Origin of the sequence: Nocardioides secundeburneus (genome assembly GCF_039939255.1) — a bacterium.
GTDB lineage: Bacteria > Actinomycetota > Actinomycetes > Propionibacteriales > Nocardioidaceae > Nocardioides.
In genome coordinates, this window is sequence record NZ_JBDUUE010000007.1 from 142980 (window position 1) to 156220 (window position 13241).

Annotated in this window: 15 protein-coding genes; 8 read left to right on the top strand and 7 right to left on the bottom strand. The window is 73.1% G+C overall.

The annotated features are described in order from the left end of the window. Nucleotides 1-23: 23 nt before the first annotated feature. The 4 genes from ABFT23_RS19355 to ilvA are packed head-to-tail and all read left to right on the top strand — an operon-like array spanning nt 24 to nt 5140. The gene (locus ABFT23_RS19355; protein ID WP_347898181.1) at nt 24-1196 is read left to right on the top strand and encodes a cystathionine gamma-synthase; all 1173 of its coding nucleotides are present in this window, start codon (nt 24-26) and stop codon (nt 1194-1196) included. After that, nucleotides 1180-2523, top strand: coding sequence for a glutamate mutase L (locus ABFT23_RS19360; protein WP_347898183.1), 1344 nt, complete (start codon nt 1180-1182; stop codon nt 2521-2523). The genes ABFT23_RS19355 and ABFT23_RS19360 overlap by 17 nt, the downstream gene beginning before the upstream one ends. Further along, nucleotides 2520-3941: an AI-2E family transporter gene (locus ABFT23_RS19365; protein WP_347898184.1), complete on the top strand. Its 1422-nt coding sequence runs from the start codon at nt 2520-2522 to the stop codon at nt 3939-3941. Before ABFT23_RS19360 ends, ABFT23_RS19365 begins: the two co-directional genes overlap by 4 nt. Beyond that, complete coding sequence (gene ilvA / locus ABFT23_RS19370) at nt 3938-5140, top strand: threonine ammonia-lyase (RefSeq protein ID WP_347898186.1); 1203 nt, start codon at nt 3938-3940, stop codon at nt 5138-5140. Before ABFT23_RS19365 ends, ilvA begins: the two co-directional genes overlap by 4 nt. A gap of 13 nt (nt 5141-5153) precedes the next feature. On the opposite strand, the gene greA is transcribed toward ilvA, so the two are convergent. After that, nucleotides 5154-5657, bottom strand: a complete 504-nt coding sequence (gene greA, locus ABFT23_RS19375; RefSeq protein WP_347898189.1) for a transcription elongation factor GreA — start codon at nt 5655-5657, stop codon at nt 5154-5156. Between the two features lie 95 nt (nt 5658-5752). Further along, on the bottom strand, nt 5753-6154 hold the full coding sequence (locus ABFT23_RS19380) for a DUF4307 domain-containing protein (protein WP_347898191.1): 402 nt from the start codon (nt 6152-6154) through the stop codon (nt 5753-5755). Nucleotides 6155-6168: 14 nt separating this feature from the next. Here ABFT23_RS19380 and mca point away from each other — a divergent pair, with 14 nt between their 5' ends. The 4 genes from mca (at nt 6169) to ABFT23_RS19400 (ending at nt 10587) form a co-directional block, all read left to right on the top strand. Further along, the gene (gene mca, locus ABFT23_RS19385) at nt 6169-7092 is read left to right on the top strand and encodes a mycothiol conjugate amidase Mca (protein ID WP_457623758.1); all 924 of its coding nucleotides are present in this window, start codon (nt 6169-6171) and stop codon (nt 7090-7092) included. Beyond that, entirely contained in the window at nt 7089-7373 is a 285-nt protein-coding gene (locus tag ABFT23_RS19390) for a hypothetical protein (RefSeq protein WP_347898196.1), read from the top strand. The genes mca and ABFT23_RS19390 overlap by 4 nt, the downstream gene beginning before the upstream one ends. 65 nt (nt 7374-7438) lie before the next feature. After that, on the top strand, nt 7439-9040 hold the full coding sequence (locus tag ABFT23_RS19395) for a GMC family oxidoreductase (protein ID WP_347898197.1): 1602 nt from the start codon (nt 7439-7441) through the stop codon (nt 9038-9040). Next, the gene (locus ABFT23_RS19400) at nt 9037-10587 is read left to right on the top strand and encodes an aldehyde dehydrogenase family protein (protein ID WP_347898198.1); all 1551 of its coding nucleotides are present in this window, start codon (nt 9037-9039) and stop codon (nt 10585-10587) included. The genes ABFT23_RS19395 and ABFT23_RS19400 overlap by 4 nt, the downstream gene beginning before the upstream one ends. A 17-nt stretch (nt 10588-10604) precedes the next feature. Here ABFT23_RS19400 and ABFT23_RS19405 read toward each other — a convergent pair whose 3' ends face one another. From ABFT23_RS19405 to trhA, 5 genes are all read right to left on the bottom strand, one after another. After that, the gene (locus ABFT23_RS19405; protein WP_347898199.1) at nt 10605-11030 is read right to left on the bottom strand and encodes a hypothetical protein; all 426 of its coding nucleotides are present in this window, start codon (nt 11028-11030) and stop codon (nt 10605-10607) included. Between the two features lie 48 nt (nt 11031-11078). Then, nucleotides 11079-11447, bottom strand: coding sequence for a thioredoxin family protein (locus tag ABFT23_RS19410; protein ID WP_347898200.1), 369 nt, complete (start codon nt 11445-11447; stop codon nt 11079-11081). 61 nt (nt 11448-11508) lie between these two features. After that, a complete protein-coding gene (locus tag ABFT23_RS19415) occupies nt 11509-11943 on the bottom strand; it encodes a hypothetical protein (protein ID WP_347898201.1) in 435 nt (144 codons plus the stop codon). After that, entirely contained in the window at nt 11940-12413 is a 474-nt protein-coding gene (locus tag ABFT23_RS19420; protein ID WP_347898642.1) for an RNA polymerase sigma factor, read from the bottom strand. Before ABFT23_RS19420 ends, ABFT23_RS19415 begins: the two co-directional genes overlap by 4 nt. 49 nt (nt 12414-12462) lie before the next feature. Next, the gene (gene trhA, locus ABFT23_RS19425; RefSeq protein WP_347898202.1) at nt 12463-13203 is read right to left on the bottom strand and encodes a PAQR family membrane homeostasis protein TrhA; all 741 of its coding nucleotides are present in this window, start codon (nt 13201-13203) and stop codon (nt 12463-12465) included. Nucleotides 13204-13241 lie beyond the last annotated feature (38 nt).

A 13241-nucleotide genomic window follows, 5' to 3' on the forward strand; every position in this document is an offset into this window, starting at 1 on the left:
GGGGGAGCCACTAGGCTCGGCTGGTGACTGAGCAGACCCGGCCCGAGACCTCCAAGGGCGGCTTCGAGACGCGTGCGATCCACGCCGGCTACGAGCCCGACCCCACCACCGGTGCGGTGATCCCGCCGATCTACGCGACCTCGACCTACAAGCAGGACGGCGTCGGCGGCCTGCGCGGCGGCTACGAGTACAGCCGCTCGGCCAACCCGACCCGCACCGCCCTCGAGGGCGCCCTGGCCGCCGTCGAGGAGGGCGAGCGCGGCTTCAGCTTCGCCTCCGGGCTCGCGGCCGAGGACACCCTCGTGCGCTCGACCGTGCGCCCCGGCGACCACGTCGTCCTGCCGAACGACGCCTACGGCGGCACGTTCCGGCTCTTCGACAAGGTCGAGCAGGCGTGGGGCATCGAGCACACGCCGGCCGACCTGACCGACGTCGACGCCGTGCGCGCCGCCATCCGGCGCGGCCAGACCAAGCTGGTCTGGCTCGAGACGCCGACCAACCCGCTGCTCAACGTCGGCGACATCGAGGCCCTGGCCGCCGTCGCCCACGACGCGGGCGCGCTGCTCGTCGTCGACAACACCTTCGCCTCGCCCTACCTGCAGCAGCCGCTCACGCTCGGCGCCGACGTCGTCGTGCACTCCACGACCAAGTACGTCGGCGGCCACTCCGACGTCGTCGGTGGCGCGCTCGTCGTCCGCGACCTCGACCTCGCCGAGCAGGTCGCCTTCCACCAGAACGCCATCGGCGCGGTCGCCGGCCCGTTCGACTGCTTCCTCACCCACCGCGGCCTCAAGACCCTCGGCGTGCGCATGGACCGCCACTGCGACAACGCCGAGGCCGTCGTCGAGTTCCTCACCGGGCACCGCGCCGTCACGCAGGTCATCTACCCCGGCCTGCCCGAGCACCCCGGCCACGCCGTCGCGAGCCGGCAGATGAGGCGGTTCGGCGGCATGGTCGCCTTCCGGGTCGAGGGCGGCGAGGCGCAGGCGCTCGCGGTGTGCGAGAGGGCGTCGGTCTTCACGCTGGGCGAGTCGCTGGGCGGCGTCGAGTCGCTCATCGAGCATCCCGGCCGCATGACGCACGCCAGCGTCGCCGGCACCGAGCTCGAGGTGCCCGCCGACCTGGTGCGTCTCTCGGTGGGCATCGAGACCGCCGACGACCTGATCGCCGACCTCGACCGTGCCCTCTCCTCGTAACGACGACCGGGTGCTCTGCGTCGACGTCGGGTCGACCTTCACCAAGGCGACCCTGGTCGACCTGACGACGTCGGCCATCGTCGGGTTCGCCGAGCACCCCACGACGATCGGCACCGACGTGCTCGACGGGGTCGACGCCTGCGTCGCCGCGCTCGGCGCCGAGGGCGTGCCGGTGCTGGCCTGCTCGAGCGCCGGGGGCGGGCTGCGGATCGCCGTCGTCGGCAACGAGGCCCTGGTCACCGCCGAGGCCGGACGACGGGTGGCCCTGTCGAGCGGCGGCAAGGTCGTCGCGGTGGTGGCGGCGGCGTCCGGGGCGATCGGCCTCGACGACCTCGCCGAGCCCGACGTCGTGCTGCTCACCGGCGGCACCGACGGCGGCAACGCCGAGGTGATCGTGGCCGCGGCCCGCCACCTCGTGGCCTGCGGGTGGCGCGGCCCGGTCGTCGTGGCCGGCAACGCCGACGCGGTCGACGACGTCGTCGAGGTGCTGCGCGGGCTGCCCGTCGTCGTGGCGGCCAACGTGGTGCCGCAGATCGGCGTCCTGCGCCCCGACGGCGCCCGCGCCGCGATCCGCGAGATGTTCCTGGCCCACGTGATCGGCGGCAAGGCCCTCAGCCGTCGTGACGGCGGCGCGACGTTCGTCGAGCTCGTGCGTGGCGCGACGCCCGACGTCGTCCTCACCGGGGTCGAGGTGCTCGCGGCCGCCACCGGCTCCGACGTCGTCGTGGTCGACGTCGGCGGCGCCACCACCGACGTGCACTCGGTCGTCGACCTCGACCCCGAGGACGGCGCGCTCGCCCGCGACGTCGTCGCCCCCACCGCCGTCACCCGCACCGTCGAGGGCGACCTCGGCATGCGGTGGTCGGCGGGCACCACCGTCGAGGCGGGGGAGCGCGACGACCTCGCCGCCGCGGCACGCGTGCGCAGCGACGACCCGGCCTTCCTGCCGACCGACGACGCCGGGCGCGACGACGACGAGGCGATCGCCGGCGTCGCCGTCGGCGCGGCGCTGCGACGTCACGCCGGCCGGTCGCGGGTCGTCGTCGGCCCCGACGGGCGCGTGGTCGAGCGCACCGGCACCGACCTGCGCGAGGTCGGCCTCGTCGTCGCGTCCGGCGGCGTGCTGCGTCACGGCCGGCCGGGGGTCGAGCACCGGGTGCTCGCCGGCAGCCTGGGCGCCGACGTCGAGGGCGGGTGGCAGCTGCCCGAACGGGCCCGTGTCGTCGTCGACCGCGACTACGTGCTGGCCGCCGTCGGCCTGCTCACGCACGAACACCCGGAGGTGGCCTCCCGGCTGGCGACCACGTTGCTTAGGGTGACGAGGTGACGGACGACCCCCACCAGCCCAGCACGCCCGTCGACGAACCCGAGCAGCGGCGCCGACGCCTGCGTCGTCGCCAGGAGATCGAGGACTCCGAGCGCGAGGAGAGACTGCTCGCCCGCATCACCGCCCAGTGGGCCCAGCTGCGCGACGAGCGGCTCGCCGAGCCCCCGCGCGCCGCCGCCTCGGCCGTGCCCTCGGCCGACGACTACCGCGGCATGGTGCCCTACGGCGTCGAGCTCTCCGCCCAGTGGGCGTGGCGGTTCGTCGTCATCGCGGTGGCCGGCACGATGATCGTGCTGTCGATCAACGCGCTGCGCGAGATCACCGTGCCGCTCGCCGTGGCGCTGCTCATCACCGCCCTGGTCAGCCCGCTCGTCCGGGCGCTGACCCGCCTCGGGCTGCCCCGCGGTCTCTCCTCCCTCCTCACGGTCCTGGTCACCCTCGGCGCCGTCGCGGGCCTGCTCACCCTCGCCGGGCAGCAGATCGCCTCCGGCGCCGACGACCTCGCCACCTCGGCCGCGGCCGGACTCGGCGACATCCGCGACTGGCTCAAGGACGGCCCGCTCCACGCCAGCGACAACCAGATCGACGACGGCATCAAGAAGACCCAGGAGGCGTTGCTCGACGCCGTCAACGAGGGCGACGTCGCCGGCCGGGTCACCGAGGTCGGCGCGACGATCAGCCACGTCTTCGCCGGCCTGTTCATCGTCTTGTTCTCCACCTACTTCTTCCTCGCCGACGGTGAGCGCATCTGGTCGTGGCTCGTGCGCATCACCCCGCGCGCCGCCCGGGCGCGCGTCGACAGCTCGGGCCGCGTCGCCTGGACGTCGCTCACCCAGTTCGTGCGTGCGACCGTGATCGTGGCCGCGGTCGACGCCGCCGGCGTGATGATCGGCGCGGCCGTTCTCGGCGTGCCGTTCGTCTTCCCGATCGGCGTGCTGGTCTTCCTCGGCGCGTTCGTCCCGCTCGTCGGCGCCTTCGTCGCCGGCGGTGTGGCGGTGCTCGTGGCGCTGGTCGCCGAGGGCCCGGTGATCGCGCTCATCATGCTGGCGGTCATCGTCGTCGTGCAGCAGCTGGAGTCGCACGTGCTCCAGCCGTTCCTGATGGGGCGGTGGGTCTCGATCCACCCGCTCGGCGTCATCCTCGCGATCGCCACCGGCATCGTGCTGGCCGGCATCACCGGTGCGCTCATCGCGGTGCCTTTCGCCGCCGTCGTCAACGCCGTCGTCACCCACCTGTCCGGCTACACCGAGCCCGGCAAGTCACCCCAGCAGGAGCTTGCCGAGGACTACGCCGAGCAGGGCGTCGTCCACCCCGAGGACAAGCTCGCCGTGACGTACGCCGACGCCGACCCCGGGGTCGGCGACGACCCCGGCCGCGACCCCGACGAGGCCGACACCTCCCGCGGGGACGACCGGTGACGGTCTCCCTGGCCGACATCGAGGAGGCGCGCCGCCTCCTCGCCGGCGTCACGATCGAGACCCCGATGGAGGAGTCGCGCTGGCTCTCCTCGGTGGTCGGCGGTCCGGTGTGGCTCAAGTGCGAGAACCTCCAGCGCACCGGCTCGTTCAAGGCCCGCGGCGCCTACGTGCGCATCTCCCGCCTCACGCCCGAGGAGCGCTCCCGCGGTGTGGTGGCGGCCTCGGCCGGCAACCACGCCCAAGGCGTGGCGCTCGCGGCCCAGACGCTCGGCATCCGGGCCACGGTCTTCATGCCCGAGGGTGCCCCGATCCCCAAGGAGAAGGCCACGCGCGGCTACGGCGCCGACGTCGTGTTCGTGCCCGGCTACCTCGAGGACTGCCTGCGCGAGGCACGGCGGTTCGCCGACGAGACCGGCGCGGTGCTCATCCACCCCTTCGACCACGGCGACATCATGGCCGGCCAGGGCACGGTGGGCCTCGAGGTGCTCGAGCAGGTGCCCGCTGTCGAGACCGTCGTCGTGCCCACCGGCGGGGGAGGCCTGCTCGCCGGCGTCGCGCTCGCGGTCAAGGCGCTGCGGCCCTCGGTCACGGTGATCGGGGTGCAGGCCAAGGGCGCCGCGGCCTACCCCAGCTCGTTGCAGACCGGGGCGCCGGTGGCCCTGACGTCGATGAAGACCATGGCCGACGGCATCGCGGTCGGCCTGCCCGGCGACCTGACCTTCGCCGCCGTGCGCGAGCACGTCGACGAGATCGTCACCGTCACCGAGGAGGAGATGTCGCGCGCCCTGCTCGCCCTCGTCGAGCGGGCCAAGGTCGTCGTCGAGCCGGCCGGGGCGGCCGCCGTCGCCGCGCTGATGTCCCACCCGACCGCCTACCGCACCCCGGCCGTCGCCGTGCTGTCCGGCGGCAACATCGACCCGATCCTGCTCGGCAAGGTCATCCAGCACGGCATGGCCGCCGCCGGCCGCTACCTCAACCTGCACGTCAACATCCCCGACGTGCCCGGCGGCCTCGCCCGCCTGCTCGGCGAGGTCGGCGAGATGGGCGCCAACGTGCTCGAGGTCGCCCACGAGCGCATCTCGCCGTCGCTGCACCTCGACGAGGTCGACGTGCACCTGCAGCTCGAGACCCGCGGCGAGCCGCACGCCGCCCTCGTCACCGCCCGGCTGCGCGAGCGGGGCTACCGGGTGCTGGAGTGAGCCGGGCCCGACGTCAGTCGGTGTAGGGCGTCGCGTCGACCACGACGACCTGCAGGGTCTTGCCGGTCGGCGCCTCGAACGCGACGGTGTCGCCCTTCTTCGCGCCGAGCAGGGCCTCGCCGAGCGGGGCCTGGGGCGAGTAGACGTCGACGTCGACGTAGTCCTCGTTCTCGCGGGCACCCAGCAGGAACGTCTCGGCCTCGTCGTCGTCGTCGCCCTCGAACTTGTAGGTGACGACCTTGCCGACCGCGACGACGCCGTCGTCGGCGGGCTCGTCGGAGACGGCCTTGAGGAGCAGCTCCTCGAGGGCGCGGATGTTGCCCTCGTTCTTGCCCTGCTCCTCGCGGGCGGCGTGGTAGCCGCCGTTCTCCTTCAGGTCACCCTCGTCGCGGGCCTCGCTGATGCGGGTCACGATCTCGTCGCGGACCGGACCCTTGAGGTTCTCCAGCTCGGCCCGCAGCTTGCTGAGGGCACCGGCGGTCAGCCAGATGGTGTCCTGCTCGGTCGACTGGGTCATGACTTGCTCCTAGCGGTGTGGTGCTGGGGGTACGAAACACGCGAGCCGCCCGAATCGCCCGGGCGGCCGAAAGAACGAGACTAGCAAGAGGCCGCTCAGCGAGGCCGGTTCTGCCCGGGCGCGGTGCAGCCGACGAGCTCGACCGACGTGGCCCGGCTGGCGGTCGCGATCGACTGCTCGACGCGCGACGAGCCGGCCGGGACGGCGAAGGCGAGGTTGCCGACGAGCGTGTGGTCGGCGGCGTAGGCCTTGAGGGTGCAGGTGGCCTCGTCGACGTCGTCGTCGAGGTCGACGCTGAACGTCGCGACCGCCGTCCGGTCGTCGACGACGTCGTAGGTGAGGTTGCCCGAGGAGACCGGGGGAGAGGCCAGTGAGGGCAGGAACGCGACGAAGAACGCCACGGCGCCGAGGGCCAGCGCGCCGCCCAGGGCGACCAGGGCCCAGCGGTGCCAGCCCGGTCGGGTGCCGTATCGGGCGGCCAGGTCGGTGCTGCTCACGACCCGATCCTAGGATGGACGCCATGTCGCAGGACCCGAAGCCCCGTGCGGGCTACCGCTTGATGCACGTGCACGCGCACCCCGACGACGAGTCGAGCAAGGGCGCGGCGTCCACGGCGATGTACGTCGCCGAGGGTGTCGACGTCCACGTCGTCACCTGCACCGGCGGCGAGCGGGGCTCGATCCTCAACCCGAAGATGGAGCGGCCCGACGTCCTGGAGAACATCACCGAGATCCGCCGCCAGGAGATGGAGCGTGCCCGCGACATCCTCGGCGTGCGGCAGGACTGGCTCGGCTTCGTCGACTCCGGCTGGCCGGAGGGCGACCCCAAGCCGCCGCTGCCCGAGGGGTGCTTCGCCCTGGTGCCGCTCGAGGAGTCCGTCGGCCGACTGGTGGCGCTCATCCGCGAGTTCCGCCCGCACGTCATGACCACCTACGACGAGCGCGGGGGATACCCGCACCCCGACCACATCCGCTGCCACGAGGTCAGCGTGGCGGCCTTCGCGGCCGCTGCCGATCCCGAGCAGTACCCCGAGGCCGGGGAGCCGTGGCAGGTGCTGAAGCTCTACTACCACCACTCGTTCAACAAGGCCCGCATCCAGGCCATCCACGACGCGATGCTCGCCCACGGCCTCGAGTCGCCCTGGACCGAGCGGCTCGAGAACTGGGTCGACGAGCCCGAGTGGGAGGCACGCGTGACCACCCGGGTGCCGTGCTCCGACTACTTCGGGGTGCGCGACCAGGCGCTGCTGGCCCACGCCACGCAGATCGACCCCGACGGGTTCTGGTTCGCCATCCCGCGCGAGCTGCAGGCGACCATCTGGCCCACGGAGGACTTCGAGCTGGTCACCAGCCACGTCGGTCCCACGGTGGCCGACGGCGTCGTGGAGGACGACCTCTTCGCCGGTGTCACCCTCGGTGAGACGATGGGGGCATGACCACGCTCCAGCTCGTGCTCGCGGCCGCCCCCGACGACGAGGACGTCGTCGCCGGGTGGGGCGCCTTCGGACTCTTCGGCCTCGGCATCCTCGCCGTCGTCCTGCTCGGCTTCAGCCTGGTCAAGCGGCTCAAGAACGTCGAGAAGGCTGCGGCCTCGGGGCTCTACGACCCGAGCGACCCGCCGCGACGGCAGCGTCCGCCGCGCGGGCTGGCCGCCGTCCGGCAGCAGCGCGAGCAGGGCGAGTCCGACGCGGCCCCGTCCGACGAGCGCGACGCCTGACCCGTCGTCCAGAACGTTGACAGCAACACTGTCATCCTTGCCGTACCTGCAGTACGTTCGCCTGTGTGACGGTCCACACCACTGACGCCTATGACTACGTCGTCGTCGGGGCCGGCAGCGCCGGCGCCGTGCTCGCCGCTCGCCTGAGCGAGGACCCCGGCACCACGGTCCTGCTCGTCGAGGCGGGCCCCGCGCCCGAGGTCGACGAGGTGATGATCCCGGCCGCGTTCGTCGGTCTGGTGAAGACCAAGTGGGACTGGAACTACGCGACCACCGAGCAGAAGCAGCTGCACGGCCGGCGGACCTCGTGGCCGCGGATGAAGGCCCTCGGCGGGTGCTCGGCGGTCAACGCGATGATCTACATCCGCGGCAACGCCGCCGACTACGACGGCTGGCGCGACCAGTACGGCGCCGCCGGGTGGGGCTACGACGACGTCCTGCCCTACTTCAAGCGCGCCGAGGGCAACCGCCGCCTCGGCGACACCTTCCACGGCACCGACGGCCCGCTCGTCGTCGAGGACCGCCGCTTCACCCACGAGCTGTCGTCGTCGTGGGTCGAGAGCGCGGTCGCTGCCGGGTTCAAGCGCACCGACGACTTCAACGGCGCCGAGCAGGAGGGTGCCGGGCCCTACCAGGTGACCTGCAACGGCGGGCAGCGCTGGTCGACCTACGACGCCTACCTCAAGCCCGCTCTCGGCCGCGACAACCTGACCGTCGCCACCGGGGCGCTCGCGGCGCGCATCGAGATCGAGGGCTCGAGCGGCCAGAGCCGCGCCACCGGCCTCACCTTCCGCCAGCACGGCCGCGAGCACACGGTGCGCGCGAGACGCGAGGTGCTGCTCAGCGGTGGTGCGATCAACAGCCCGCAGCTGCTGATGCTCAGCGGCGTCGGGCCGACGGCGCACCTCGCCGAGCACGGCATCACCGGCAAGGTCGAGCTCGCCGGCGTCGGCCAGGGCATGCAGGACCACCCCTACACGCCGATGCTCTGGCACACCAAGGACACCACCGACCTCGCCGACCTCAACACGCTCGGCAACTTCCTTCGCTGGAAGACGCGCAAGCAGGGCCCGCTCACCTCCAACGTCGCCGAGACCGGGGCGTTCTGGCGCTCGCGCGAGGGCCTGCCGGCACCCGACCTCCAGGCGCACGTGCTGCCCACCGGCCTGTACGGCGACGGCATGGTCGAGCCGCGCACGCGCATGGTCACCGTGCTGTCCACCCTGGTCGGCACGGCGAGCCGCGGCCACGTGCGGCTCCGCTCGGCCGACCCGACCTGGCACCCCGAGATCGAGGCGGCCTACTACGACGACCAGACCGACCTCGACGCGATGGTCGCCGGCTGCCGGCGCATCGCCGAGGTGACCCAGCAGGGGGCGATCGCCGACCTCATCGACCGCCCCTTCGAGCTCACCGCCACGCCGTCCGACGACGACCTGGTCGAGCACGTGCGCCGCTACACGCAGACCACGTTCCACCCCACCTCCACCTGCGCGATGGGCACCGGCGACGACGCCGTCGTCGACCCCGAGCTGCGGGTGCGCGGCGTCGAGGGCCTGCGGGTCGTCGACGCCTCCGTCATGCCGGCCGTGCCGCGCGGCAACACCAACGCCCCGACCATCATGGTCGCCGAGAAGGCGGCCGACCTCATCAGGAGTGCGCAGTGACGATCGCCGACGACCAGACCGACCGGACCGACCAGACCGCGCCGGCGCCCAGGTTCGACTCCCTCAACCCGATCACCGGCGACGTCGTGGCGAGCCACCCGGTGCACTCCGAGGCCGACGTCGTCGCCGCCGTCCGGGCCGCGAAGGACGAGGCCGTGTGGTGGGCGGCCCTGTCGTTCGACGAGCGCGCCGAGCACCTGCAGCGCTGGAAGGGCGTCATCACCCGGCGCCTGGCCCAGTTGGCCGAGGTGATGCGCCAGGAGACCGGCAAGCCCACCGGCGACGCGCTGCTCGAGGCCGCGCTCGCCATCGACCACCTCGACTGGGCGGCCAAGCACGCCGGCAAGACCCTCGGACGCCGCAAGGTGTCGTCGGGGCTGCTGATGGCCAACCAGGCCGCGACCGTCGCCTACAAGCCGCTCGGCGTCGTCGGCGTCATCGGGCCGTGGAACTACCCGGTCTTCACGCCGATGGGCTCCATCGCCTACGCCCTCGCGGCCGGCAACGCCGTGGTGTTCAAGCCGTCGGAGTACACCCCCGGCGTCGGCGAGTGGCTGGCGCGCACGTTCCACGAGGCCGTCGGCCGCCCGGTGCTCACCGTCGTCACCGGCCTGGGCGACACCGGCGCCGCCCTGTGCCGCGCCGGCGTCGACAAGGTCGCGTTCACCGGCTCCACCGCCACCGGCAAGCGGGTCATGGCCGCGTGCGCCGAGACCCTCACGCCGGTCGTCATCGAGGCCGGCGGCAAGGACGCCGTCATCGTCGACCACGACGCCGACGTCGCGGCCGCCGCCGACGCCGTGCTGTGGGGCGCGGTCGCCAACGCCGGCCAGACCTGCACCGGCGTCGAGCGCGTCTACGTGCACGAGCGGGTCTACGACGAGTTCGTGCGCGAGCTCGTCGCGCAGGCCGAGCAGCTCGAGGCCCACGACGGGCCCGACTCCCCGCTCGGCCCGATCACGATGCCGAAGCAGATGGACGTCATCCGCGCCCACATCGACGACGCCATCGCCCGCGGGGGCCGGGCGCTGGTCGGCGGCGCCGACGCCGTGGGCGAGCGGTTCGTGCAGCCGACCATCCTCGTCGACGTGCCCGAGGACTCCCTCGCCGTCTGCGAGGAGACGTTCGGGCCCACGGTCACGGTGGCGCGCGTCGGCACGGTCGAGGAGGCGATCCGGCGCACCAACGCGACGTCGTACGGCCTCGGCTCCACGGTGTTCTCGAAGGCGCGCGGCATGGAGATCGCCGAGCGCATCCGTTCGGGCATGACGGCGATCAACGGCGTGATCACGTTCGCCGGCGTGCCGTCTCTGCCGTTCGGCGGCGTCGGCGACTCCGGTTTCGGCCGCATCCACGGCGAGGACGGCCTCAAGGAGTTCACCTACGCCAAGGCGATCGCGCGGCAGCGGTTCAAGCCGGTGATGCCGCTGACCTCGTTCAAGCGCACCACCCAGCACGAGCAGCAGCTCGTGCAGGTGCTGACGATGCTGCACGGGCGCGGCACCGTGCTGCCCAAGCTCGGCAAGCCGGTGCGCAAGAAGGGCTGAGCCGATCGGCGTCGCCGTCAGGGGCCGGTGGCGTCGCACACGCGGTCCTGCAGCGTGCGCGGGTCGCCGGCCGGGACGAAGGTCAGCCGGCCACCGTCGGCGTCGACGTAGTCGAGGGTGTCGTCGTCGGGCCCGTCGAGCGTGGCGGTGCCCCGGCCGCTGATGTCGTCGGGCGTGTTCTGCGCGATCGCGCTGAACTGCTGCTCGACCGGCAGGTCCCAGACCCGGCCGCCCGCCTCGACGGCCGCGACCCAGCACGCGTCGACCTCGAGCGTGACGTCGAAGACCTGCGGCTCCGGGGCCCGGACGACGGGCTCGCGCTCGCGCACGCCGGCATCCGGGGCGTCGTCCCCGGTGCCGGCGACGACGAGGCCGCCGCCGACGCCGACGGCGACCGCTGCGGCCATGACCAGGGCGACGAGGACGACGCGGGAGCGGGACATGCGGGCTCCGACGCGGACGGCGCGGCGGGGGTTCCGGCTAGGTGGGCGCTACTGGGCCGCCTCGGCCTCGGCGACCTTCTGGCGCACCATGTCCATGTCGAGCGAACGGACCTTGCCGATGAGCGTCTCGAGCGCCGCGGGCGGCAGCGCGCCCGGCTGCGAGAAGACCAGGATGCCGTCGCGGAACGCCATCAGCGTCGGGATCGAGCGGATGCCGGCCTCGGCCGACAGCTCGCGCTGTTCCTCGGTGTTGATGGAGCCGAAGGTGATGTCGGAGTGGACCTCGGAGGCCGCCTCGTAGGTGGGGGCGAACTGCTGGCACGGCCCGCACCAGCTGGCCCAGAAGTCGACGAGGAGGATGTCGTCGCCCTCGACGTGCTCGGCGAAGTTGTCGTTGGTCAGCTCGATCGTGGCCATGGCCACGAGCCTACGGGCTCAGCGCCAGTCGCTCGTCGAGGAGCCGATGACCGGCGGAGGGTCAGCGGCACGGCGCGACGGCCCGGCTCAGGTCGGCGAGCGGGACGGCGAGCTCGTCGTCCGGGCCGTGCGCGCCGGGGTGCTCGTCGCGGTAGCGCTGGCGCACCAGTCGCAGCGCCTCCTCGCCGGTGAGGCCGCACAGCGGCTCGGCGTCAGGGGTCTCGTCGGCGGCGCGGTCCGGTGCGGGGCGGGCCGTGGTCTCGGTTGCGGTGGCGGCCGGGGGGATCGGCTGCGTCGCGGGCGTCCCACCGCCGACGAGGGCGGCGGCGCCGATCGTCGTCGCCGCGACCGCGATCGCGGCCACGCCGTGCCTCGCGCGTCGGCGACGGCGTCGGACGGCGACCCGCGCCGCGACGAGGCGGTCGGCCTCGGCGGGGACGGCCAGGGCGGCGGTGAGGCGCTCGTAGGCGGCCTCGATCTGCGTGGTGTCGGTCATCGGTTCGGCTCCTGCTCGCGCTGTCGGGCGTGGTGGCGCAGGCGCTCGGTGCCGCGGGAGAGGTGGCTGCGCGCCGTCCCCTCCGAGCAGCCCAGGCGCTCGGCGATGGTGCGGGTGTCGAGGTCCTCGACGAAGCGCAGCGCCAGGGCGGTGCGCTGCTGGGGCGAGAGGGTGGCGAGGGCCTCGACCAGCCACGGGTCGACGTCGCCGACGAGCACGGGCTCGACGGCGGCGTCCGGCGTCTCGTCGACCGGGCGCTCCCGGCGCCGCCGACGAATCCGGTCGACGTTCAGCCGGACCATCACCTGGCGGGCGTAGGGCCGCGCGTCGTCGATGCGCCGCCACCGCTCGGCGACGCGCACGAGCGTCTCCTGGGTGAGGTCCCAGGCGTCGTGCGGGTTGCCGGTCAGGGCGTGCGCGAGTCCGAGCAGCCGCTGCTGCTCGGCGACCACGAACTCCTCGTAGGTCATCTCCACCTCCGCCCTTCTAGACGCGGGGAGGTGGCGTTGTGTTGAGGGGCTAGCGCAGTGCGTAGGTCGCCATCGACACGCCGACGTAGTGCGCGGCGAACGCGAGCACGGTGAAGGTGTGGAAGACCTCGTGGAAGCCGAACCACCGCGGCCACGGGTTGGGCCGCTTGAAGCCGTAGACGACGCCACCGAAGGTGTAGAGCAGGCCGCCGGTGCAGATGAGCACGAACACCGCGATGCCGATGCCGAGCCCGAGGTCGATGGCGCCGTCGTAGAGCGCCGGGATGAAGAACACCGCCGCCCAGCCGAGCGCGATGTAGATGGGCACGTAGAGCCAGCGCGGCGCGTCGGTCCAGAAGATCCGGAACCCCACGCCGAGCAGCGCCCCGCCCCAGACCGCCGAGAGCAGCAGCGTGCGTGAGGTGCCCTCGAGCAGGATGATGCTGAACGGGGTGTACGACCCGGCGATGAGCAGGAAGATGTTGGCGTGGTCGAAGCGCCGCAGGAACGCCCACGTGCGCGGCGACCAGGTGCCGGTGTGGTAGATCGCCGAGACGCCGAACAGCAGCAGCGCCGAGGCGGTGAACAGCGCCGCACCGATCTTGGTGGCGGTGGTCGGGGCGAGGCAGATCAGCACGATGCCGCCGGCCAGCGCGAGCGGCGCGGTGCCGAGGTGCAGCCACCCGCGCAGTCTCGGCTTGACCGCGGCGATGGCCTGCTCGGCCCTGTCGCCGATCGTCTCGAGACCGTGCCGGACCGCCCCGTTGGCGTGCTGCAGCGCGTCGTTCATGCCCTTGAGGGTATCGACCGAACCTGTGCGGCGCGGGC